We start from the raw sequence: 21,846 nt of genomic DNA on the forward strand, positions 1-21,846 counted from the left end.
AAAACTCGCAATCAGCGTTCTCGGAAGCGATCGGCCCCCTCCCTAGAATGCAGCCGATTTCAAAGGGGTCTCCACATGATCAAGCATATTCTTTCGCTGGCGGCAGCGGCCGGCATAGCCAGTCTTGCCACCGCTGCTTCGGCGCAGGGCATATCCGGCGCGCCGGCACCCTTCGACAAGGGCGGCGTCAAGATCGCCGTCGTCAGCTTCCTCGGCTCCGGTGACTGGCTCCAGGCATTCGAGGCCGGCGTGAAGCGCCAAGCCGATGCGCTCGGCATCGAGGCCAACATCTCGCAGGCGCGCAACGACATCAACACCGAGCGGCAGTTGATCCAGCAGGCCATCAATCTCGGCGTGCAAGGCATCATCATCAACAACGGCCAGCCTGAAGCCATCAAGGACGTCGCACAGGCGGCGCTTGACGCCGGGATTCCGGTGGTGGCCTACGACACCAACCTCGACAACCCCAAGATCCCGCAGGTCGAGCAGTCCGATGCCGACATGGCGCGCCTCGTGCTCGACCAGGCGGTCAAGGACCAGGGCGAGAAATTCGATGGCGGCGTTCTCTATGTCGCCGGCTTCGCACCGCTCGACCGCCGCTATGCGGTGTGGAAGGATTTCGGCAAGAAGTACCCAGGCATCAAGGAAGTCGCCACCTGGGGCGTGGTCAACGACACCGTCGCCGCTTCGGTCGCGGACCAGACCAAGGCTGTGCTCACCGCCAACCCGACGCTTTCGGTTGTCTTCGCTCCATGGGACGAATTCGCCCGTGGTGTGAAACTCGCCATCGATGAGCTTGGCGTCGGCGACAAGGTGAAGATCTACGGCGTCGACATCTCGACATCGGACATCCAGGCTATTCTCGAACCGAACAGCCCTTGGGTGGCGACGGCGGCAACCAACCCGGCTGTGGTCGGCGAGGCTTCGGTGCGCGCATTGGCCCAGCTGATCGCCGGCCAGGATCCCGGCCATTCGGTGCTGATCCAGCCGACGCTCGTCACCAGAAAGAACCTCGTCGACAACAACATCAAGACGATCGAGGACCTGCAGGCAAAATTCCCGGCCTTCAAGGACAGCGATGCCGCAAAGGCACCGTGGATCCCGGCGACGAATTGAGAGTTCCAGCGCCTTCTTTCACAAAATCAGCGACCCAAACAATCATCCCCCGGCCTGACCGGGGGATGCCGGCATCTGCGACGACGCTACCCGTTGCGACAGGCAAAGTGCGCCGGCCTGACCTTTCGAAAGACGATCATGAGTTCTGTCCCTACCCCCGACTATTCCAGGAACATGCGCCTGATCGGTCATTCCGACCAGGGAGGACGGCCGGACGGATTGCAAGTAATGGTGCATCGCGGCTTCGCCTATGTCGCGCATCCCTGGTCTCAAGGCTTTTCCATCATCGATGTGCGCGACCCCAAAAATCCGGGTGGGACGGTGTTCGTGCCCGCACCGCCGAGTACCTGGACGATCCATCTGCAGACGCATGAGGATCTGCTGCTGGTCGTCCATGCGCGGGATCTGTTCGCCGACGCCGCTTTCGCCTTCGACGAGAAGGTCTACTACACCAAGTCGATCGGCGAGACGATCGGCACCGCATCCGGTTCGGGCGCAGCGCGGACATGGTCGGCCGGCATGGCCATATACGACATCTCGAAGCCGACGCAGCCTCGCCAGATCGGTTTCTTCCGGGTCGACGGCATCGGCATCCACCGCATCTGGTATGTCGGCGGGCGCTACGCCTATGTATCGGCGCTTCTCGATGGCTACAGCGACTACATCCTGCTCACGGTGGATCTTCAGGACCCGACACGACCCGTCGAGGTCGGTCGCTGGTGGATTCCAGGCATGCATCTCGCCGGCGGCGAGATACCCGGCTGGCCTGATGGCCGCCGCTATGCGTTGCATCATGCGGTCGTCGAGGGCGATACGGCCTATGCCTGCTGGCGCGACGGCGGGTTGACCATCCTTGATGTCGCCGACCCTGCCCTGCCGAGGCTGATCAGCCACAGGAACTGGTCGCCGCCCTATGGTGGTGGCACACATTCGGCGCTGCCGCTGCCGAAACGCGGCTTGCTCGTCGTCGCCGACGAGGCCGTACTCGACCACGAGGAGGATGGGCGCAAGCTCACCTGGATCTTTGATGTACGCGATCCCGCGAACCCGGTTTCGATCTCGACCCTGCCGACCCCGGACGAAGCCGACTACACCGCCAAGGGCGGACATTTCGGTCCGCACAATCTGCACGAGAATCGGCCGGGCAGTTTTGTGTCCGACACGCTGATCTTTGCAACCTACCAGAATGCCGGCGTGCGCGTTTTCGACATTTCCGACCCTTATCGGCCAAAGGAGACCGGGGCGCTTGTGCCGCCAGCGCCCAGCCGCATGGTCGACAAGCGTCCGAACCGGCCGCAAGTGATCCAGTCGACCGACGTGTTCGTCGACGCCAACGGCGTCGTCTATTCGCCGGATTACAATGCCGGGCTGGCAATCATGGAATATGGCGGTTGACAGACGCGACCGTGCCCCGTTGGCTTGCCTGCCTTTCCCATTTCACTCCCAATCCATAACCGGCTGAACCAATTGTCCCTCACCGCCGCCCCCATTGCCGTCGCTGTCGCCGGAATCGAAAAATCCTTTGGACCGACGCGCGCGCTCGCCGGAGCCGATCTTGCCGTGGCAGCCGGGGAGGTCGTGGCGCTGATGGGCGCCAACGGTGCCGGCAAATCGACGCTGGTGAAAATCCTTTCAGGCTCGCATGTACCCGACGCCGGGACGATCACGCTGGGCGGCAGGATCGTCGCCTTCGCCTCACCCAGCGCCGCCAAGGCTGCCGGCATCGCGACCGTTCATCAAGCGACGGATCAGGCGGGGGCTGCCGGACTGACGGTCGCCGAGAATCTCCTGCTCGATGAACTTTGCCAGCCAGGCGGGCGCTTCTTCGTCTCGGCCCGGTCGATCCGCAGGCGCGCACGCGCCATCGCGGCGCTGATCGATCTCGACCTGCCGCTCGACCGCGACTTCGTCGACCTGCGGCCGGCGGAACGGCAATTGATCGCCATTGCCCGCGCCGTCGTGGCCAAGGCCTCCGTCCTCATCCTCGACGAGCCGACATCCAGCCTCTCGGCCACGGAGGCGGACCGCCTTTTCGCCATCATCCGGCGGCTGCGCGCGGACGGCATGGCAATCCTCTATATCTCGCACAGGCTTGGCGACCTTGCCGCAATCGCCGACCGCGCCGTCGTCATGCGCGGCGGTCGTATCGTCGGCGCCTTTGCCAGGCCGATCGATTTCCCGGCAGCCGTTGCAGCCATGATCGGCCGGACCCTGGAAGCCGCCACCCATGACCGCAAGACGTCGTCGGCCCCAATTATCGCTTCCATCAAGGACGCGCGGCTGATTCCCGGTGCGAGGCCTTTCGATCTCGATCTGCACTCAGGCGAGGTCGTGGCGCTGACCGGCACGCTTGGCTCGGGCAAGAGCCGATTGCTGCGCGCGCTTTTTGGTTTGGAAACGCTGGTGCAAGGCAGCTTCGTGCTCGATGGAAAACCATGGCTTTCCGACGGGCCGGCGCGATCGATCGAAAACGGCGTCTTTATGGTCGCCGAGGACCGTTGGGCATCGTCGCTTCTGCCGCCCGAGGTCCCCGGCGCCTCGATTGCGGGCACGATCGCCCTGCCGCATCTGAGGCGCTGGTTTCCGGGCGGCCTGCTGCGGGTCGCGCGCGAGCGCAAGGTTGCCGCCGAGGCGATCGCCCGGCTCGGTATCAAGGCGCGCGGCCCCGATGACACGCTCGACGAGCTTTCCGGCGGCAACCAGCAGAAGGTCGTGCTTGCTCGATGGCAGGCGGCACCTTGCCGGCTGCTGCTGCTCGACGAGCCCTTCCAGGGCGTCGATGTCGGTGCACGCGCCGACCTGATCGCCGCGATCCGCAACAGCCAGAGCGGTTCCGCCACGCTGATCGCGACGAGCGACACCGAAGAGGCGCTGGAGGTTGCCGACCGCATCCTCGTCATGCGCGATCACTCCCTTCACGAGGCCGGCGACGGCCATGGCTCGCTGACCGACCAGATCGGCAAGGTCGAGAGCGAAAAGGCCGGAGATCAACGATGACGAACCTAATGACCGAGCAACCGGCCGCCCCGCGCACATCGCTTTTCCGCGAAACGCGCCGCTACGCGCTCTTCGTGCTGCTGGCACTGATGGTGATTGGCTTCTGGTATGCGCAGCCCGCCTTCATCCGCTCGGCCAACCTGTTTTCTATCCTGCAGGCGGTTTCGGTCGTGGCGATCCTCGGCGTTGGGGTCTCGATCACGATGTCGGCCGATGGCTTCGATCTCTCCGTGGGCAGCATCGCCGCCTCGTCGGTGATGGCGGCAAGCTATGCCATGGTCGTCTGGCAACTGGATGCGGTCCAGACCATGGGTCTGGTCTTGCTGATGGGCGCTCTCATCGGCCTCCTGAACGGACTGCTGATCGTGCGTGTCGGCGTTCCCGATCTTCTCGCCACGCTGGCGACGATGTTCCTGCTCGCCGGCCTGCAGCTGATCCCGACAGGCGGCCGCTCGATCACCGCCGGCATGGTGCTGCCCGACGGCTCGTCCGTTCCCGGTGCTTACGATCCGGCTTTCCTGATCCTCGGCCGGTCGCGGCTCTTCGACACCGTACCCCTGTCTGTCGTGGTCATGGCGGTCGTCGCCCTGCTCGCCTGGTTCCTGATGGAGCGCACGCGCTGGGGGCGCGTCTTCTATGCGATCGGCGGCAACGAAACGGCCGCGCATCTTTCCGGCGCGCCGACCAAGGCATATCGGCTCTGGGCCTATATCCTGTCCGGCACGCTTGCTTCGTTGGGAGGGCTGATCGTCGCTTCGCGTGTCGGCCGCGGCGACGTCTCGGCCGGCAACTCGCTCCTGCTCGATGCGGTGGCGGCCTCGCTGATCGGATATGCCGTGCTCGACAAGCGTCGCCCGCATGTGATCGGCACGGTGGCCGGCGCAATCTTCGTCGGCGTCCTCCTGAATGGCCTCACCATGCTGAACGCGCCCTATTACACGCAGGATTTCGTCAAGGGTGTCGTGCTGGTTGGCGCTCTGGCGCTGACCTTCGGCCTGGGAAAGAAACGATAGTTCACACCGGCGCAAGCGTTATCTCCCCTCCTTCGCGGCGAAACGAGGGAGGGGAGAAAAGGTCAGTTGGTGGGGATCCAGCTTGCGGTCGCTGCGTCGCTCTGACCAAAAGCGGGCAACTTGGCATCGAGATCCTCGATCGTCTTGATGCCGTTCCTGCGCAACTCCTCCTGTGTCAGCAGGACCGGCTTGACGACGATGTTGTGCCCCGGATCCTCCCCCGCGATCAGCTTGGCCGCCGCGCGAACCGAAACCGCGCCGACGACAGCCGGATTGGTGGCCGCGGTGGCGACCCATGGGCTTCCTTCCGCCGTGATTTCGGTGATATCGGCCGTCGACACATCGGCCGAATAGATCTTCACCTTGTTCGAGATGCCGAGTTCGTCGGTGGCGAGTTTCACGCCGCGCGCGAACTCGTCATAAGGGGCAAAGACGACACTGATGTCGGGATTGGCCTGGAACGCTGCCTTGGTCTGGTCGGCTGTCGACACAGCGGTCGTGTCGTTGACAGTTCCCCAGCGTGCTTTCTCGACAACGCCGGGATTGGCCTTCTTGGTCTCCTCCCAGATTTCGTTGCGGCGGTCGAGCGGCGCGAAACCGGCAACGTAGACATAGCCGGCCTGAAACGTGGTGCCGTTGTCCTTGAGCGCCTGGCCAAGGGAGGCTTTGGCAAGCTCGTGATCCGACTGCTCGACCTGCGGGATTTTCGGGTTGCCGAGATCGACGTCGAACGCGACGACCTTGATGCCCGCGTCGAGTGCCTTCTGCGCGACATCCTTCAACGCTTCCGGCTGGCCATGATCGATGATGATCGCCTGCACGCCGAGATTGATCGCCTGTTCGATCTGGTCACGCTGTGCTGCCGCATCCTGCCGACCGGAAAAGACGGTGAGACCGATATCGAGCGCTTTCGCCTGCTTCGTGGCGCCGGCCTGATAGGCCTGGAAGAAATCGCCGGCGGAGATGAAGGTGACCAGTGCCACTTTCACGCCGCCCTTGTCGAAAGGCGCGGGAGCGCCCGCAATTCCGGCAGCTTGAGCCAACCCGACCGGAATGGTGCAGGCGAGCAGGCTGGCGGTGATCAGTCCAAGAATGGAAGTCTTCATGAAGGTCCCCAGAAAAAACGCGCCAGCAAGGCACGTCTCCGGACCGCGGAACCGCCGCCGTCGCGCCTTGAGGAACGAATTCGCGAGAATACAGCGGCAATGGAACCATTCGGAACGCAGATTTTTCTCTTTCGAAGCGCGTCGTTGGCAAATGTTGCCGCTGGGCCTCGCGATCGGCGATGCCGTGTTGTCGACCATCGGGATGGTTGCCGGCGCTGCCGGCAAGCAGAAATGCCCGCCCGCCATTAACCCCGAATCGCCAGCCGCGAATCAAAAAAGAAGCCGTTCAAGGTTTCCCTTGAACGGCCGGTCGAGCCCCCTGCTCCCCTAAAACTCTGACTGAAGTGCTGCCGATCGTCGCGAAACGACCGCTTCTGGAGTGGTTTTTATGTGCCACGGGCCTCGCCTCGGCGCAACGTAAACCACTTGTTAACCTTAACGGCCCCGACCCGTGAACAAGTGTTAACGACGCTGGCACGCTTCCTGCTCCGCAACGCATGTAGGTCATCGGAGGGCGCCCTTCTGTTCACCGATGGGACATCAGACGACAGATTGCGCGGAGCAGCATAGCATGAACCAGAATGGATCGATCACGCTGTTCCACTATTGGAATCGCCTGCGTGACGGACGCCCTGCCCCGAAGCGTTCGGAGGTCGAGCCGGCCGACATCAAGTCGCTGCTGGCCGACACCTTTATCCTGGAACGGGACACGCGCGGGCAAGCCGTATTCCGGCTCGCCGGCACCAGGCTTTGCGCCTGCTATGGTCGCGAGCTCAAGGGGTTTTCCTTTCCGTCGCTGTGGCGCGAGAAGGATCAGCGGCTCGTCTCGCGGCTGATCCATGGCGTCTTCGAGCAGAAGTCGGTCGTGCTCATCACCTATGAGGGCTTCAGCCGCAACGGGCGCTCCAACAAGTTCGAACTGCTTGCCCTGCCGCTGGACGGCGGCGTCGAAAATCCGCGCTGCCTGGGCGTCATCAGCGCCGTGGAGAAGCCCTTCTGGCTGGGCGCCGACCCGATCACCGACGCGTTGATCGATTCGATCCGCGTCATCGACCCGGAAAAGGAACTCCTGAACAACCGTCCGGCGATCGATGTTCCCTCGCTCGTTCCCGATGAACTCGGGGCACCCGAGACGATCTCGGCGCTTGGTCGGGCGCGCCGCATCCGCCATCTCGTCGTCTTCGATGGCGGGCGCGAGGAATAATCCGCACTCTCGCCGCTTGATGTATGGCGCCGAAAGGCGCGCAGCGGTTTTGGGACAACGGCATGCATAAAAGGAAAGCCCTGGAGCGCCCGCTTTTCCCTTTGTTAACCCGCTTTGTTGTACTTCTTTGATGAAGTTCCTCGCATCGACGCGTGGGATGCCAAACGGGGTGTAGGCAGTCATGAGGTCAGCGGCGATCGACTATGCGCCGTCCCAAGCTGAAAGGCGCAACTTTCAGCGCGTCCGTGTCAAGATTTACGGACGCTTCATGCTGGAAGACCGCACCGAGCACCCCTGCCAGGTCGTCGACATGTCACCGGGCAATGTCGCGTTTCGCACCGACCGCATCGGCATGCCCGGCGAAAAAGTCATCGCCTACATCGATCATATCGGCCGCATCGAAGGCGTCGTCACGCGCACCTTGCAAGATGGTTTCGCGATGACCGTCATCGCGTCGGATCGCAAGAAGGACAAGCTTGCCGCGCAATTGACCTGGCTTGCCAACAAGCATGAACTCGATCTGCCGGAAGACCGTCGCCACGAGCGCGTCGCGCCGCGCAATCCGACCAGCGTGCTGCAGCTCACCGATGGCCGCCAGTATCAGTGCCGTATCATCGACCTGTCACTTTCCGGCGCCGCAGTCGAGATCGACGTCAAGCCGGCGATCGGCATCCAGGTCATGCTCGGCACCATGCGCGGCCAGATCGTCCGCCATTTCGAGGATGGCGTCGCCATCGAATTCGCCGTCATCCAGCGCCCCGAAACGCTCGATTCCGAATTCAACACGCCGCGCGCCTGACAAGGCATCAACGCTTTCATGAAACCGGCCCTTTGCGGCCGGTTTTTTGCGTTCACGACATTGCTGTTTGAGATGCTCCAGCCAAGCCTGAGGTCCTGGCTTGCAAGGCCTGCATAACATCGAGCTGGAAGGGCCAGCTTCGGAAAACCCCAAACAATTTAATACTCAAATGATTCAAATTTTATGTTTATTCTACTGGCGTTTTACTCAATATCTACTTCGCGCTTTTGCCTCAAATAAATCCACATGTGGCAATGTCTCCTTCGAACGGGGAGACTACAACAATGAAGAAAACGAGGGGCAAGCTGTTGCTGGCGGCAATGGCGATGCAGCTTTCCGCTTGGGGATCAGCATATGCCGCGGGACCGGCCTATATGCACACCGGCGGACGCACCACGCAGCCTGTCGGTCATTATGAATTCTGCCAGCGCATAGCCGGCGAATGCAGCGAAAAGACCCCCAAGGGCGCGCCGGTCGAACTGACCCGCAAACTATGGGCGGCGATCGTCAACATCAACAATTCGGTCAACACCCGCATCAAGCCGCGCACCGACATGGAAAACTACGGTGTCGAGGAATACTGGGCCTATCCCGACAATGGCTATGGTGATTGCGAGGATTACGCGCTGGAAAAGCGTCGCGAATTGATGGCTGTGGGCGTGCCCGCCGGCAACCTGCTGATGACGGTCGCGCGCCAGCCGAATGGCGACGGTCACGCGGTGCTGACCGTGCGCACCAGCCTGGGCGAATTCATCCTCGACAATCTGGAAACCAAGGTCCTGTCCTGGACGGACACCGACTACACCTATCTCAAGCGCCAGTCTGACCAGAATTCCGGTGTTTGGGTAACGATCAACGACGGCCGCTCCGATGCGGTCGCGAGCGTCCGCTAAAACAGAGATCAAGCGCGTCGCATGAATGTGACCCGCTTAAGGAGAAACCCGGTCGAGTCCCCACCCTCCCCGTCCCCAACGACCGGGTGAAAGGAGCCGGCCCCGTCCCCGGGCCGGCTCCGCCATTTCTGGCGGAGGCTGCTCGCGGACCAGCCAGCTTGGGGTAGGCTGGATGATCGCAATCTCATTCAGTCGAATCGTCTCGCCTTTCCACGTGCAGGAGATCGGCGCACTATAGGCCGTTGGATTTCGCCCCCTGGATCACCGCGATGTTGGAAATCCCGGAAGATCGATGCGAGCGTCATCGCCTGTTCAAGGCTATCGACGATGCCTTCAAGGCCGGCGATTTCGAGGGCCTCGGCGTGGCCCTGGGCGGCTCGCCCTGCTGGTTCGACGAGCGCATGCCGTTTGAGCTCGGCCTCGGGCATCCGCTGGAATATGCGATCTATTGGAGCCCTGTCGGCTTCATCTCGACCCTGCTGGATGCTGGCTCGGATCCGAACTATCAGGATCACGGCGGGTTTCCGTCCATCATTGCGGCGCTGTCCACCGACCGGGCCGACAGGCTGGACATCGTGCGGATATTGATCGACGGCGGAGCCGATCCCAACATGCGGGGTGTGAACGATTGGACGCCGCTTCACTATTCGGTGGCAATCCGCAGTGTCGATGCGATCCGCCTGCTTTTGGCGGCGGGCGCCGACCCGGCACTCGAAACCCGCATCGATGACTACAGGACGGCCGTGGAAGAGGCCGAGATTGCCGGTTTTGAAGCAGGTGCTTCATTGCTGCGCGATGCGATGACCGGGCGTGGTTCCAACGGTGAGTTGGGCCGCGATCAAGACGGTCGGCGACAGACATAGGCCAAACTGGCCTCAGACCTTCTTCAACCCAGCCTTGAAGCGCCTGCCGTTGGCAACGTAGTGCGCGGCCGAGCCGCGCAGTCTGGCGACGGCCGCGTCGTCCAGCACCCTGATTGCCTTGGCTGGCGAGCCGACGATCAGCGAATTGTCCGGAAATTCCTTGCCTTCGGTGACCAGCGCGCCGGCGCCGACCAGCGAATTCCTGCCGATTTTCGCGCCGTTCAGCACGATGGCGCCCATGCCGATCAGGCTGTTGTCGCCGATCGTGCAGCCATGCAGCAAGGCGCGGTGGCCGATGGTGCAGCCCTCCCCGATCGTCAGCGGAAAGCCGGGATCGGTGTGCATCACCGTATGTTCCTGCACATTGGTGTCGGCACCGATGACGATGGGCTCATTGTCGCCGCGAATGACGGCGCCGAACCAGACGCCGGCGTTGCGGCCAACGCGCACGTCGCCGATCAGCGTGGCATCGGGCGCGATCCAGTTGGTTTCCGCATCCGCGAAGCTGGGTTGTGTTCCATCGATCGCATAAAGCGGCATTTCCTGGTCTCCGAATCGTCTCAGGCTGGCCAGTCGGACCCTAGGAGACGGATTGTCCATGAGGCAATGGCAAGCACGACCACGCCCAGCGCCAGGACCCAGGCGATCGCCGTGCAGCCGCAGGACATCAGCGCTATCATCGAAATGCGGCGCTCGCGCCGGGCATCGATGGCATCGTTGACCAGCATGAAGGGCCCGGCACAAGCGGTGGCGAGCAGCGAGCGCAAGACATGGGACGGTGACACATAGGGTTCCGTGAAGGCGACCTTGCGGCCCGACACGAGTTCCATGGCCGATCCGGCCAACCCGCAGGCCGTCAGTCCGACGGCAAAAGCGAAGAGTGTGAGTTGCAGCGATCCCATCTTAACTTTCCATTTACCATGAAATTGCACAGTCGTTCCATGAAGGCTGCAAGAGCCATGCCGTGCGATGTGTGCCGCCCAGGGACACCGGAGGCGGACGGCGGCCCAGGATCCGAGGACTGAGATGAAGCAGGCAGCGCTCGCCAACGAACTCACCGTGGTCGATTCCAGGCTGATGAAGCGGGTGCTCTACGGGTTCGCGGCGCTGGCTCTGCTGTCGGCAGCGATCAGCCTTGGCGGCAAATGGTTCGGCCATTCGATCGCCATGGCCGGATACACCGACGACGCAACGGTTCACCAGGTGGTGATCGGCAACAACGTCATCGCCGTGCCGGCCAACACCATCCGCTTCGCCCAGGCCCGGCGCGACGGCATCGCCTCGCGGCTCGACCTCTATCTGCGCTATCCCCAGATGGACGGCTACAGCGAGGCCGCGCGCGACGACTTCAACCACACGGGGACAGCCAAGAACATCATCTTCCTGTCCTTCGAACAGCAGATGATGTCGCGTGACATGAGCGGCCGCTTCGCGCCGATCTACAGCGCGTTGATCACCCAACCCGGCATTGCGGGGCCCGGCGGCACGACGGTATACGGTTTCAATGAGAAATCAGGTTATTTGAACGAGGTGCTGGTTGTCGGCAAGCGCCCCGGCAAGGACCCGTTCGTGGCCCGTTGCCTGAGCGGACCGAGTGCCGACGAATCGCTGGCACCCTGCGAGCGCGACATCCACGTCGGCGACGAACTCAGCCTCACCTATCGCTTCCCAAGGGAGTTTCTGGGTGATTGGCAGGCGCTCGACGCGGCAATCGCCACTGAAGCCGGGCACGTTCTGAAGGCGGGACGTTAAGAACGCCTCAAGGGCCCCGGCTGGCCGGCCGCATGGAGCCGGCCGGGCGCCAAGATTTGCTGGCTCAGGCCAGATCGATGTCGAGGATCGCCATCGAGAAATTGTAGTCGCCGTCGTCCTCGTCCTTGAAGACGATGCCGAGGAATTCGTCGCCGACATAGACCTCGGCCGAATCGTCCTTGCGCGGCCGTGCCTTGACCTCGAGCTTGGGGTTCTGGAAGACGCGCTTGAAATAGGCGTCCAGCTTTCTGATTTCGTCCGGCTTCAACAGTCTTCTCCGATCATCGGGCTTGCTCGTTCGAACGCGCTTCTGGCACGTCGACAATGGCGATGTAAAGGCAAGCGGCCTGATAAGACGAGACAACCGCCGCTCATGCCCGCGGCCGGAATCCGGCAGCAGGCGGCGGCCTCGTGAAAATCAGATGTCGAAACTGACGACCTGATCCATCGTCTGCGACGGCAGAAGCTGGTCCATCTGGCGCGACGGCTGATCGCAGCCGGTCTCGCCGACGACGCGGGCCGGCACGCCGGCAACCGTCTTGTTGTGAGGCACTGGCGACAGCACCACCGAGCCTGCCGCGATCTTCGAGCAATGGCCGATTTCGATATTGCCGAGGATCTTGGCGCCGGCGCCGATCAGCACGCCGTAGCGGATCTTGGGATGACGGTCGCCGCCGGCCTTGCCGGTACCGCCCAGTGTTACGCCATGCAAGATCGACACATCGTCCTCGATGACCGCCGTCTCGCCGACTACAAGGCCGGTGGCGTGGTCGATGAAGATGCCCTTGCCGATGCGCGCGGCCGGGTTGATGTCAGTCTGGAAGACCGAGGACGAGCGGCTCTGCAGATAGAGGGCGAAATCCTTGCGGCCCTGGTTCCACAGCCAATGCGCCAGCCGATGGGTCTGGATGGCGTGAAAACCCTTGAAATAGAGCACTGGCATAATGAAGCGGTCGCAGGCAGGATCGCGATCGTAATAGGCCTGGATGTCGACGCGCACGGTCGTCGGCCAGTCCTTGTCGTCGGCCAACATGGATTTGAACGTCTGGCGGATGAGATCGGAGCCGATGTCCTGGTGGGCCAGCCGCTCGGCCAGCCGATGGATCACCGCTTCCTCCAGGCTGTCCTGGTTGAGGATGGTCGAATAGAGGAATGCGGCGAGCAGCGGGTCGCGATTGACAGCCTCCATCGCCTCATCGCGGATCGAGCGCCAGATCGGATCAACCGGCTTCAATGCGCTATGTCGGGAAATGCTGATGCTGTTCATCGCCGTCTCGTCCTGCGCCCTGCCGGGCTTGCCTGTTGTGCTTGCCTGCTGTCCGGCCGCACATATAAGCCAGATCATAGCACGATTGAACTCAATTTTCCTTAGTGCATTGTCAAATGGATTTGGTTCGCGGGAATTCAAGCAGCCATGGAAAACGAACCCTTGATCGACGACGCTCTGAAGAGCGAACTTTCAGCGCTCTACCGGGCGCCAGGCCGCCACTACCACAACCTTGCCCATATCGAGGCGATGTTGGCGCTGGCAGGTGAGTATCGAGGGTCGCTCGGCGATCTCGAAGCCGTCGAAGCGGCGATCTGGTTCCACGATGCCATCTATGACAGCAAGGCCAAGGACAACGAGGCGCAAAGTGCCCACCTCGCCGAAAAGAAGCTGGCGGGCCGCACAGATCGTTCGCGCCTCAACCGCATCTCGGCGATGATCGTCGCCACCGCCACACACCAGGTGCCGCCGTTTGACGACGCGACGAGCATACGGGACGCAAGCCTTTTCCTCGATATGGATCTGTCGATCCTGGGTGCCGCGCCGGACGTCTTCGACGCCTATGAGCGCGCCGTGCGGCGCGAGTACGCTTGGGTGGAGGAGCCTATGTGGCGGGCCGGGCGCAGTGCGGTGCTGAAGAATTTCCTCGCCCGCCCACACATTTTCCACACGGAGGAATTCCGGCAACGCTTTGAACGGCAGGCCCGGGAAAACATGGCGCGGTCGTTGGCGGCTCTCACCACAGGCTGAGGGCAGTCACGTCCCGCTTCCCTCGCCGCCCGCTCAGAGCGGATTTTCGGCATAGAACTCCAGCACGCGCTGCTTGAAGGTCTTGTCCCCGACGGCCAGCATATGGTCCCTGCCCTCGATGTGAAAGGCCCTGGCGTTCGGCATCAACGCCGCGAGTTCATCGGGCGAGCCGCCAATGTCGTCGGTCGTGCCGACAGCAACCAGCGTCGGCTGGGCGATGCGGGCAATATCCTCCTCGCTCAGCAGTTCGCGCGATTTGGCAATGCAGGCGGCCAATGCACGGCGATCGCTGCGGGTCTGGTCGGCGAAGGCGCGAAACGATCGGCCGCGCGGATGGCTTGTCGCGGCTGGATCATCGGCAAGCAGGGCGGCGGCGATCGGATCCCAATCGCCGACACCGTCGATCATGCCGATGCCGAGGCCGCCAAAGACCAGCGTTGCCACCTTGTCCGGATCCGACAGCGCCAGGAATGCCGCGATGCGCGCGCCCATCGAATAGCCCATGACATGGGCGCGCTCGATACCGAGATGGCCGAGCAAGGCGGCGGCATCCGAAGCCATCTTGGCCGGCGTGTAATCGGTCTCCTCATAGCTCTTCGACGACGAACCATGGCCGCGATTGTCAAAGGCGATGGCGCGGTAACCGGCATCGTTCAGCGTCTTGAACCAGCCGGGCGACACCCAATTGACATAATGGCTCGAAGCGAAGCCGTGGATCATGAGCACCGGATCGCCCTCGCCCGATGCCGGCTGGCGGTCGAGGAAGGCAAGGTCGAACCCGTCATGAGTGAAAAGCTGCATGAGCGAACCAGCCTGACCACTCAACCGCCGCCGCCATTAGGCGCATCGCCATTGTCGGCGGGCGGCATGCCGGGGCCGGACACCGTGCCCACGGCCGGGTGGCGCAACAGGTCGCCGTACTCGATGCCGTTCCTGGCGGCCGTGCCCGCCTTGAGCTCGAGCACGAAACGCACGGGGACACCGGGCGAAACTACGGCGTCGGATTGCGGCTCGCCGTGCTTGATCGCCCGGATCTTGCCGTCCTGGCCGACAAAGACCAGATCGAGCGGCATCGGGGTGTTGTGCATCCAGAAATTGACCTGCTGTGGCATCTCGAACACGAACAGCATGCCGTGGTCGTCCGGCATGTCCTGGCGATACATCAAACCGGCTTCGCGCTCTGGATCGGTGTCGGCGATTTCGATGGAAAAAGAGCGATCGCCGCCTTTCGTCACCACAACCAGTGGTGCCGGATCGACCGGGAGAATCATCGCCCGGCTGTCCGCCGAGGTCGGCCGGTCGGAATAGAAGAAAACGCCTGCGGCGACGATGACGGCAATCACGGCGCACATCACGCCCGCCGTCAGCCAATTCCTGTGAGCCATTCAAAATCCTCGACCGGAAATCGTCCTAGACCATGATCCCGAAAAGTGGAACCGGTTTTCAGACAAACGGAAACCGTTTGTCCAGAGATCATGGTCAAACAAGGAGGGAATAGAGCCCCATCCCGATGCTATCGGGATGGATCAGGCTCTAGTGCGAGACCGGCAAGGCTCTAGTGCGAGACCGGCAAGGTTCCCATATCGGGGTGAATTTCGGCGGCCATAAGGCCTTTGTCGCCGCGTCCGAAACGAACCAGAACGACCTGCCCAGGCCGAAGCTCGGTGATGCCATAACGGCGCAAGGTCTCCATGTGGACGAAGATGTCCTCGGTGCCCTCGCCGCGGGTAAGAAAACCAAAACCCTTGGTGCGGTTGAACCACTTCACCAAAGCGCGTTCGAGACCGCTTTCCGGCGTCACCGCGATATGGGTGCGCTGCTCCTGCATCTCGGCCGGGTGAACCGCGGTGGTGAGATCCATGGAGAGCACCCGGAAGGCCTGCAATCCGCGGTCGCCATGCTTGACGAGGCAGACTACGCGCGCGCCCTCCAGGGCCGTCTGAAAGCCATCCTTTCGAAGACATGTCACATGGAGGAGGATGTCGCCCGAAATGCCATCATCCGGGAGGATGAAACCATAGCCCTTGGCCACATCGAACCACTTGATGGCGCCGGCAATTTCGAGCAGGTCGGCGGTGTCGCCGCCTTCGTCACGCTGCAAGGCGTCGCCAAGGGGTCCGTCCCGCCCCATGAAAGAGGCCTTTTCCCCCATAAGAATGCCCCCTCTTTTTCAAGAACACCGCAACTGATTCTTGACACCAGATTAACACCGCGGCTTCCCGTGTGTGCAAGACCTGACGTGCCTTTTTTCACGGTTCATTGCGGGAATACCGGATTTGTTCTTTGCCGGCATTGCGCACTGCCGCACGATTGCCCTTTGACGGGGCCGACCCTATGTTGCACCGCAACGCAATTTATCGAGGAAATCACATGCGCTACCTCCATACCATGGTCCGCGTCGCCGACGTCGATGCCTCGCTCGATTTCTACTGCAACAAGCTCGGCCTCAAGGAGGTGCGCCGCTACGAAAACGAGCAAGGCCGCTTCACGCTGATCTTCCTCGCCGCATCGGAAGACGAGCAAAGCGGCATCGCCAACAAGGCGCCGCTAATCGAACTGACCTACAATTGGGATCCGGAAGACTACAAGGGCGGGCGCAATTTCGGCCACCTCGCCTATGAGGTCGACGACATCTACGCCACTTGCCAGCATTTGATGGACAATGGCGTCGTCATCAACCGGCCGCCGCGCGACGGCAATATGGCTTTCGTCAAGTCGCCGGACGGCATTTCGATCGAGCTTTTGCAGAAGGGACCGGCGAAGCCCAAGGCCGAGCCCTGGGCCTCGATGCCGAACACCGGTACCTGGTAGCGATCCCGCCATCTTGTGTGGGGCGGCCATGCTGACAGGCCGGCCGCCTTTGCCGTTTTGATCGACGGCACCTATCTACCTGCCTATCGCGCCTACCGGGTAAGGCGGGCGCTTACCAGGAGAATTCACCCATGCCGACCAGCCGTGCCGATGTTGCCACCGAACATGCCAGCCGCTACCTGCAGCAATTGTGCAAGCACTGGGCGCACAAATTTCCGGTCGAGTTCGATCCCGCCCATGGCACCATCGATCTCTCAATGGGCCGTACAGTTCTGGACGCAGACGCGGGCGCCCTTCATATCGCGGTGACGACTGACGAGGGCGGCTCGCTCGAGCGCCTGGAAAGCGTCGTCGCCGATCACATCAAGCGCTTTGCTTTCCGCGAAGAACTGACCTTCGACTGGAAACCCGCGCCGGCAGCGTAAGTGTTTATTTGAGCATGACCTCTAGAAAAACGGTTTCCGTTTGTCCGGGAAAACCGGCATCCACTTTTCGGGATCATGCTTTACTTCCCACCGGCCTCAGCGGCCATCTCCATCAGCGCCCGCACCGAGCGCCGGTTGCGCGCGGTGCCCGGCACTTTCAGCGTGCGCGGGATCAGCCCGGCAAACACCGATTTGCCCAGTCCGTCCGGCGCGCTGAGGTAGAGCACGTCGCCCTTGATCTCGAAGCGCTCGGGCCCAGTGCATTTTTCGGCCAGCCGCGCCACCTCGTCGGCGGTCGGCTCGCGCTCCAGCACATAGGCGTGCAGCTTCGTGTGGTCCGCAGCCACGTCCGGATAGGGATTTTCGTTCACCAGCCGCTCGAACCATGAGAGATCGCGCACCATGATGCGCGAATAAAACCCCCATTTCTTCTCGAAGGCTGCTTCGAGCTGTTTCGTCAGCGTGACCGCGTCGCCCTTTTTCGCCCGGAACACGGCATTTCCGCTCTGCACATAGGTGGCGACATCGGAAAAGCCCAGGTCCTCGAAGAACGACCGCAACTCCGCCATCTTGACGATGCGGTTGCCGCCGACATTGATGCCGGAAAACAGCGCGACGAAGATTTTTCCGGCATCGCTCATATGATAAACCCGGCCAATGTCTCGTTGTCGGTAATGTCCTGGTACTGGACGCCTTCGGCCTCGAAATTCGCCTTGAGCAGGTCGAAATTGCGGCGGTCCTTGGTTTCGATGCCGATCAGAACCGAACCGAAATTGCGCGCCGATTTCTTCAGATATTCGAAACGGGCGATGTCGTCGTCAGGACCGAGCATTTCGAGAAAGTCGCGCAGCGCGCCCGGCCGCTGCGGAAAGCGGATGATGAAGTATTTCTTCAGGCCCTCGAAGCGCAGCGCCCGCTCCTTGACGTCGGGCAGCCGCTCGAAATCGAAATTACCGCCCGAAACCAGGGCAACGATGGTCTTGCCCCTGATCTCCTTCCTGGAGAAATCCTTCAGCGCATCGATCGCCAGCGCGCCGGCCGGCTCCAGCACGACGCCCTCGACGTTGAGCATCTCGATCATGGTGGCGCAGAGCCGGTTTTCCGGGATCAGCCGCACAGTGTCGGCCGGAAAATCCTTGAGATGCCGCAACGGCTCGCGGCCGATCTCGGCCACCGCCGCGCCGTCGACGAAATTGTCGACCTTGGCGAGTTTGAGCCGTTTTCCCGCAGCGAGGCTCTCGCGCAGGCTTGGCGCGCCGGCCGGCTCGCAAAAGACGAAGCGTGCTTCCCGGCCCTGATCGGCGAAATAATGCGTGACACCGGCGGCAAGCCCGCCACCGCCAACCGGCAGCATGATGATGTCAGGCATGCGGGCGCCCGGCATCTGATCCGCGATCTCATAGGCAACGGTCGCCTGCCCCTCGATGATGTCCTTGTGGTCGAAGGGCGGCACCATGTGGGCGCCGGAACTTTCGGTGAATTCGAAGGCAGCGCGATAGCAATCGTCGAAAAAGTCGCCGACCAGCCGGATCTCGACGAAATCACCGCCGAACAGCCTGGTCTTGTCGATCTTCTGCTGCGGTGTCGTCACCGGCATGAACACCACGCCCTTCTTGCCGAAATGGCGGCAGACGAAAGCAAAGCCCTGCGCATGGTTGCCGGCGGACGCGCACACGAACAGTTCGGCCTCGTTGCCGGCCGCCAGCGTCTTGCGGAAGAAGTTGAAGGCGCCGCGGATCTTGTAGGAACGCACGGGCGACAGATCCTCGCGCTTGAGCAGCACCCGCGCACCGGTCTTTTTCGACAAATAGTCGTTTTCCTGCAGCGGCGTTTCCGGGAAGATCTGACGGATCGCGGCGGCAGCGGAAGCGACGCGGGAAGAAAAACTGTTCATTGGAAAACCACCTCGCGCCGCATGTCGTCTGCGGACCTCTATCATTGATTGGCGCGCACGCCGTCAGTTGCTGAACGCCGTGACATGATGCAGCTCGATCCCGCCTATTGCATATCCCGCCCCGCGACGCCATCGTCCCGCCATTCCTGTCCTTCCGCAACGGGAATTCACGAAACGCTTGCAAGCACTTGAAGGCGTTTGTTCACGCTTTCCGCAGCGATCGGCCTGGAATCCCTGTCCTTACCGGGATCGGCGCGCCGACCGTGATGCCGCTCATTGCGCGCACCACGCGGGCGTTCCGCCCGCCATTTTGGCTTTCGCGCAACAGTGCGGTGGCTGCAGCCGCGCGCTGATCACATTTCGACTGGACACGACTTAGTTCCGCCGCACTCTCACTGTCCGGGAGGTGTCGCGGGGGTAGACAGGCCTTTCGGCCGGAGTTGGAATTTCAAGCGTGCCTTTGAAGAAGATCTTTACCGTTGTCCTTGCCTTGTTCGTCACCGGCTGCGCCGGCTCGCAAACACAGGAACTGCTGGGTAGCGCCATGGTGTCCGCCCCGGTGACGGAGATCGCCGGCAACCACAGCATCTTCATCGCCACGACGCGCAAGAAATCCGACGATCCCAATAAGGTTTTCGACGGCGAACGCTCGGCGACGCTTAACTACGCCCGCGTCAACGTCACGGTTCCGGGGATCCACGAGACCGGCCAGATCGAGCGGCGCTCGCGCGGCAAATCGGACGACCCGGCCAAATATTTCATGGCTTCCGAAGTCGTCGGCTACGACACGCAGCCGAAATTCTCCAGTGCCCTCAACGCCGACATCGCGGCGCGTGGCGGCCGCGTCATGGTCTTCGTGCATGGCTACAACACCGGCTTCGACGCCGCCGTCTATCGCCTGACCCAGATTGTCCATGATTCCGGCTATCCCGGCACGCCCGTGCTGTTTTCCTGGGCATCGGGCGCCAGGACCACTGACTATGTCTACGACAAGGAAAGCGCCAGTGCTGCCCGCGACCAGCTGGAAGTGACTCTCAGGATGCTGCAGCAGTCGGGCGCCCGGCGCATCGACATCGTCGCCCATTCAATGGGAACCTGGGTGACCATGGAAACGCTGCGCCAGATGGCCATCAGCGGCGACCGCGATCTCGGCGGCAAGCTTGGCGACGTGGTGCTGGCCTCGCCCGACATCGACGTCGACGTGTTCAAGAGCCAGATGCGGCGCTACGGCAAGCCCGACAAGCCGTTCATCCTGCTGTTGTCCGACGACGATCGGGCACTGAGGCTCTCCGGCCTGATCGCCGGTTCGCGGCCGCGCGTCGGCGACTACAAGGATGCCGCCGATCTTGCCTCCTACGGCGTCACCGTCGTCGACCTCTCCAAGGTCAAGGGAAGCGACAGCTTCAACCATACGAAATTCGCCGACAATCCAACGCTGGTGAAGATGATCGGCCAGCGGCTGCGCGAGGACGATGGCTTTGCCAGCGACCGTGACGTGACCGACCGCATCGGCCTGCTTGGGCAATAGATGCGGTGCCGCGGTTTCGCCGCCGTGCCTGTTCACCATTGCGAACGCATGGACTCTTTTTGAACTGGACCGCGCCGGCCTCTGGCTTTATCGGAATAGCCAGCGACGTCATGCGTTTGACGTCCCCCTTTGCGGGAGCCAGCGTGTGACCGTGCGGTCGAAGAGCTACCTCGTCGTTGCATTCGCGCTCGCCGTCACCGGCTGCGCCGGCCGGAATGCGCATGACCTGCTCAACAGGACGACGGTCTCGGCGCCCGCTTCCGATATCGCGGCCACGCATGAGATCTTCGTCGCCACGACCCGCCAGAAGGCAACCAAGGATCCACGGCAGGTGTATGACGGCGATCGTTCGCTGACCACCAGCTTTGCCCGTGTCGACGTCACCGTTCCCAAAAGCCATCAGGTCGGCGCCATCGAACGGGCCAAGGGATCCGCAAACAGCAATCCGGCCAAGGATTTTACCGCCAAGGACGTCACCTTCTACGAAGGCGCGCCGCAATTCGCCAGGGCGGTCGGCGCCGACATCGCCATGCGCGGCGATCGTGCGCTGGTTTTCGTGCACGGCTTCAACAACGGCTTCGATGACGGCATCTACCGGCTGACGCAGATCGCGCACGATACGAAATATCCCGGCACGCCGGTGCTGTTCTCGTGGGCGTCGAGCGGCAAGACCACCGGTTACATCTACGACAAGGAAAGCGCCAACGCGGCGCGCGACGACCTTGAAGCGACGCTCAGGATGCTGGCCAAGACCAAGGTCAAGAGCATCGACATCATCGCCCACTCGATGGGAACCTGGGTGACCATGGAGGCGCTGCGCCAGCTCGCCATCACTGGCGATCGCGATCTCGACGGCAAGCTCGGCTATGTTATCCTGGCCTCGCCGGATATCGATGTCGACGTGTTCAAGAAGCAGATGATCCGCTACGGCAAACCCGACAAGCCGTTCGCCATTCTGCTCTCCGGCGACGACCGCGCGCTCAAGCTTTCGTCCCTGATCTCCGGCGACAAGCCGCGTGTCGGCGACTACGGGAACGCCGCCGACCTTGCCAGCTATGGCGTGTCTGTCGTCGACCTGACCCAGGCAAAGGGTGGCGACCGCCTCAACCATGCCAAATTCGCCGACAACCCGATCATGGTGCAATTGCTCGGCGACCGGCTGCGCGCACCGGCGGGCCTCGCATCGGACGAACCCGGCCCGACACAGCTCAACAATATCGGCCAAGGGCTCGGCAAAGCCGTCGGCTCGGTCGCCGAGATCGTCATCACCACGCCGTTCAAGGTTCTGACCATAGCCACCGGCGGGTGAGCGAGCCACCAGCCAGGATTGGTCGAGATTCAGGTCAGGCCGAGCCGAAAATGGTGGTTTCCGAGAACCGGAGCGGAGCGTACTTTTAAGTACGTGTTGGGGTGGACGGCCCCCGACGG

Annotated in this window: 24 protein-coding genes; 14 read left to right on the plus strand and 10 right to left on the minus strand. The window is 62.3% G+C overall.

Features of this window, described 5'->3' with window-relative positions:
• Positions 1-75: 75 nt before the first annotated feature.
• The 4 genes from NKI38_RS21760 to NKI38_RS21775 all read left to right on the plus strand — a co-directional run bounded on the left by NKI38_RS21760 (position 76) and on the right by NKI38_RS21775 (position 5,126).
• Entirely contained in the window at positions 76-1,116 is a 1,041-nt protein-coding gene (locus tag NKI38_RS21760; protein WP_352660475.1) for a substrate-binding domain-containing protein, read from the plus strand.
• Positions 1,117-1,254: 138 nt separating this feature from the next.
• The gene (locus NKI38_RS21765) at positions 1,255-2,511 is read left to right on the plus strand and encodes an LVIVD repeat-containing protein (protein WP_352660478.1); all 1,257 of its coding nucleotides are present in this window, start codon (positions 1,255-1,257) and stop codon (positions 2,509-2,511) included.
• 72 nt (positions 2,512-2,583) lie between these two features.
• The gene (locus tag NKI38_RS21770; RefSeq protein ID WP_352660481.1) at positions 2,584-4,113 is read left to right on the plus strand and encodes a sugar ABC transporter ATP-binding protein; all 1,530 of its coding nucleotides are present in this window, start codon (positions 2,584-2,586) and stop codon (positions 4,111-4,113) included.
• Entirely contained in the window at positions 4,110-5,126 is a 1,017-nt protein-coding gene (locus tag NKI38_RS21775) for an ABC transporter permease (protein WP_502899349.1), read from the plus strand. The genes NKI38_RS21770 and NKI38_RS21775 overlap by 4 nt, the downstream gene beginning before the upstream one ends.
• A gap of 62 nt (positions 5,127-5,188) precedes the next feature.
• Here the strand turns inward: NKI38_RS21775 and NKI38_RS21780 are convergent, their stop codons facing one another.
• A complete protein-coding gene (locus NKI38_RS21780; protein ID WP_352660484.1) occupies positions 5,189-6,232 on the minus strand; it encodes a substrate-binding domain-containing protein in 1,044 nt (347 codons plus the stop codon).
• A gap of 571 nt (positions 6,233-6,803) precedes the next feature.
• Between NKI38_RS21780 and NKI38_RS21785 the strand changes: the two genes are divergently transcribed.
• The 4 genes from NKI38_RS21785 (at position 6,804) to NKI38_RS21800 (ending at position 9,991) form a co-directional block, all read left to right on the plus strand.
• On the plus strand, positions 6,804-7,436 hold the full coding sequence (locus NKI38_RS21785) for a PAS domain-containing protein (protein ID WP_352633536.1): 633 nt from the start codon (positions 6,804-6,806) through the stop codon (positions 7,434-7,436).
• Between the two features lie 181 nt (positions 7,437-7,617).
• Entirely contained in the window at positions 7,618-8,235 is a 618-nt protein-coding gene (locus NKI38_RS21790; RefSeq protein WP_352660487.1) for a PilZ domain-containing protein, read from the plus strand.
• A gap of 284 nt (positions 8,236-8,519) precedes the next feature.
• Complete coding sequence (locus NKI38_RS21795; protein WP_352660490.1) at positions 8,520-9,128, plus strand: transglutaminase-like cysteine peptidase; 609 nt, start codon at positions 8,520-8,522, stop codon at positions 9,126-9,128.
• 269 nt (positions 9,129-9,397) lie between these two features.
• Complete coding sequence (locus NKI38_RS21800; protein ID WP_352660493.1) at positions 9,398-9,991, plus strand: ankyrin repeat domain-containing protein; 594 nt, start codon at positions 9,398-9,400, stop codon at positions 9,989-9,991.
• A 12-nt stretch (positions 9,992-10,003) separates the two neighbouring features.
• Here NKI38_RS21800 and NKI38_RS21805 read toward each other — a convergent pair whose 3' ends face one another.
• Positions 10,004-10,531, minus strand: a complete 528-nt coding sequence (locus tag NKI38_RS21805; RefSeq protein WP_352660495.1) for a gamma carbonic anhydrase family protein — start codon at positions 10,529-10,531, stop codon at positions 10,004-10,006.
• 20 nt (positions 10,532-10,551) lie between these two features.
• Positions 10,552-10,893, minus strand: a complete 342-nt coding sequence (locus NKI38_RS21810; RefSeq protein WP_352660498.1) for a DUF6949 family protein — start codon at positions 10,891-10,893, stop codon at positions 10,552-10,554.
• Positions 10,894-11,017: 124 nt separating this feature from the next.
• Between NKI38_RS21810 and NKI38_RS21815 the strand changes: the two genes are divergently transcribed.
• Complete coding sequence (locus NKI38_RS21815) at positions 11,018-11,743, plus strand: hypothetical protein (protein WP_352660501.1); 726 nt, start codon at positions 11,018-11,020, stop codon at positions 11,741-11,743.
• Positions 11,744-11,807: 64 nt separating this feature from the next.
• Here NKI38_RS21815 and NKI38_RS21820 read toward each other — a convergent pair whose 3' ends face one another.
• Together NKI38_RS21820 and cysE are read right to left on the minus strand one after the other, a co-directional pair.
• Positions 11,808-12,011, minus strand: coding sequence for a DUF3126 family protein (locus NKI38_RS21820; RefSeq protein ID WP_013531334.1), 204 nt, complete (start codon positions 12,009-12,011; stop codon positions 11,808-11,810).
• Between the two features lie 150 nt (positions 12,012-12,161).
• Positions 12,162-13,010 (minus strand): serine O-acetyltransferase, encoded by an 849-nt coding sequence (cysE, locus tag NKI38_RS21825; RefSeq protein WP_127415464.1) that lies wholly within the window; start codon positions 13,008-13,010, stop codon positions 12,162-12,164.
• Positions 13,011-13,157: 147 nt separating this feature from the next.
• On the opposite strand from cysE, the gene NKI38_RS21830 reads away from it, so the two are divergent.
• Positions 13,158-13,760 (plus strand): HD domain-containing protein, encoded by a 603-nt coding sequence (locus NKI38_RS21830; protein ID WP_352660504.1) that lies wholly within the window; start codon positions 13,158-13,160, stop codon positions 13,758-13,760.
• Positions 13,761-13,793: 33 nt separating this feature from the next.
• Here NKI38_RS21830 and NKI38_RS21835 read toward each other — a convergent pair whose 3' ends face one another.
• The 3 genes from NKI38_RS21835 to NKI38_RS21845 form a co-directional block, all read right to left on the minus strand.
• A complete protein-coding gene (locus NKI38_RS21835) occupies positions 13,794-14,561 on the minus strand; it encodes an alpha/beta fold hydrolase (RefSeq protein WP_352660507.1) in 768 nt (255 codons plus the stop codon).
• Positions 14,562-14,581: 20 nt separating this feature from the next.
• Positions 14,582-15,145 carry a DUF192 domain-containing protein gene (locus NKI38_RS21840; RefSeq protein WP_352660510.1) on the minus strand — a complete coding sequence of 188 codons (564 nt, stop codon included), beginning with the start codon at positions 15,143-15,145 and terminating at the stop codon, positions 14,582-14,584.
• Positions 15,146-15,315: 170 nt separating this feature from the next.
• Entirely contained in the window at positions 15,316-15,912 is a 597-nt protein-coding gene (locus tag NKI38_RS21845; RefSeq protein ID WP_502899350.1) for a cold-shock protein, read from the minus strand.
• Positions 15,913-16,130: 218 nt separating this feature from the next.
• Here NKI38_RS21845 and gloA point away from each other — a divergent pair, with 218 nt between their 5' ends.
• On the plus strand, positions 16,131-16,571 hold the full coding sequence (gloA, locus tag NKI38_RS21850; protein WP_352633560.1) for a lactoylglutathione lyase: 441 nt from the start codon (positions 16,131-16,133) through the stop codon (positions 16,569-16,571).
• Between the two features lie 131 nt (positions 16,572-16,702).
• Positions 16,703-16,996, plus strand: a complete 294-nt coding sequence (locus NKI38_RS21855) for a DUF2218 domain-containing protein (RefSeq protein ID WP_352633561.1) — start codon at positions 16,703-16,705, stop codon at positions 16,994-16,996.
• 80 nt (positions 16,997-17,076) lie between these two features.
• Here the strand turns inward: NKI38_RS21855 and NKI38_RS21860 are convergent, their stop codons facing one another.
• Positions 17,077-17,637, minus strand: a complete 561-nt coding sequence (locus tag NKI38_RS21860) for a DUF1697 domain-containing protein (protein WP_352660516.1) — start codon at positions 17,635-17,637, stop codon at positions 17,077-17,079.
• Positions 17,634-18,890, minus strand: a complete 1,257-nt coding sequence (gene ilvA, locus NKI38_RS21865; protein WP_352660519.1) for a threonine ammonia-lyase IlvA — start codon at positions 18,888-18,890, stop codon at positions 17,634-17,636. Before ilvA ends, NKI38_RS21860 begins: the two co-directional genes overlap by 4 nt.
• 454 nt (positions 18,891-19,344) lie before the next feature.
• Between ilvA and NKI38_RS21870 the strand changes: the two genes are divergently transcribed.
• Positions 19,345-20,418, plus strand: a complete 1,074-nt coding sequence (locus tag NKI38_RS21870) for an alpha/beta hydrolase (protein WP_352660522.1) — start codon at positions 19,345-19,347, stop codon at positions 20,416-20,418.
• A 145-nt stretch (positions 20,419-20,563) separates the two neighbouring features.
• On the plus strand, positions 20,564-21,727 hold the full coding sequence (locus NKI38_RS21875) for an alpha/beta hydrolase (protein WP_352660525.1): 1,164 nt from the start codon (positions 20,564-20,566) through the stop codon (positions 21,725-21,727).
• Positions 21,728-21,846: the final 119 nt, after the last annotated feature.

The organism is Mesorhizobium sp. M0621, assembly GCF_040320745.1.
Lineage (GTDB): Bacteria > Pseudomonadota > Alphaproteobacteria > Rhizobiales > Rhizobiaceae > Mesorhizobium.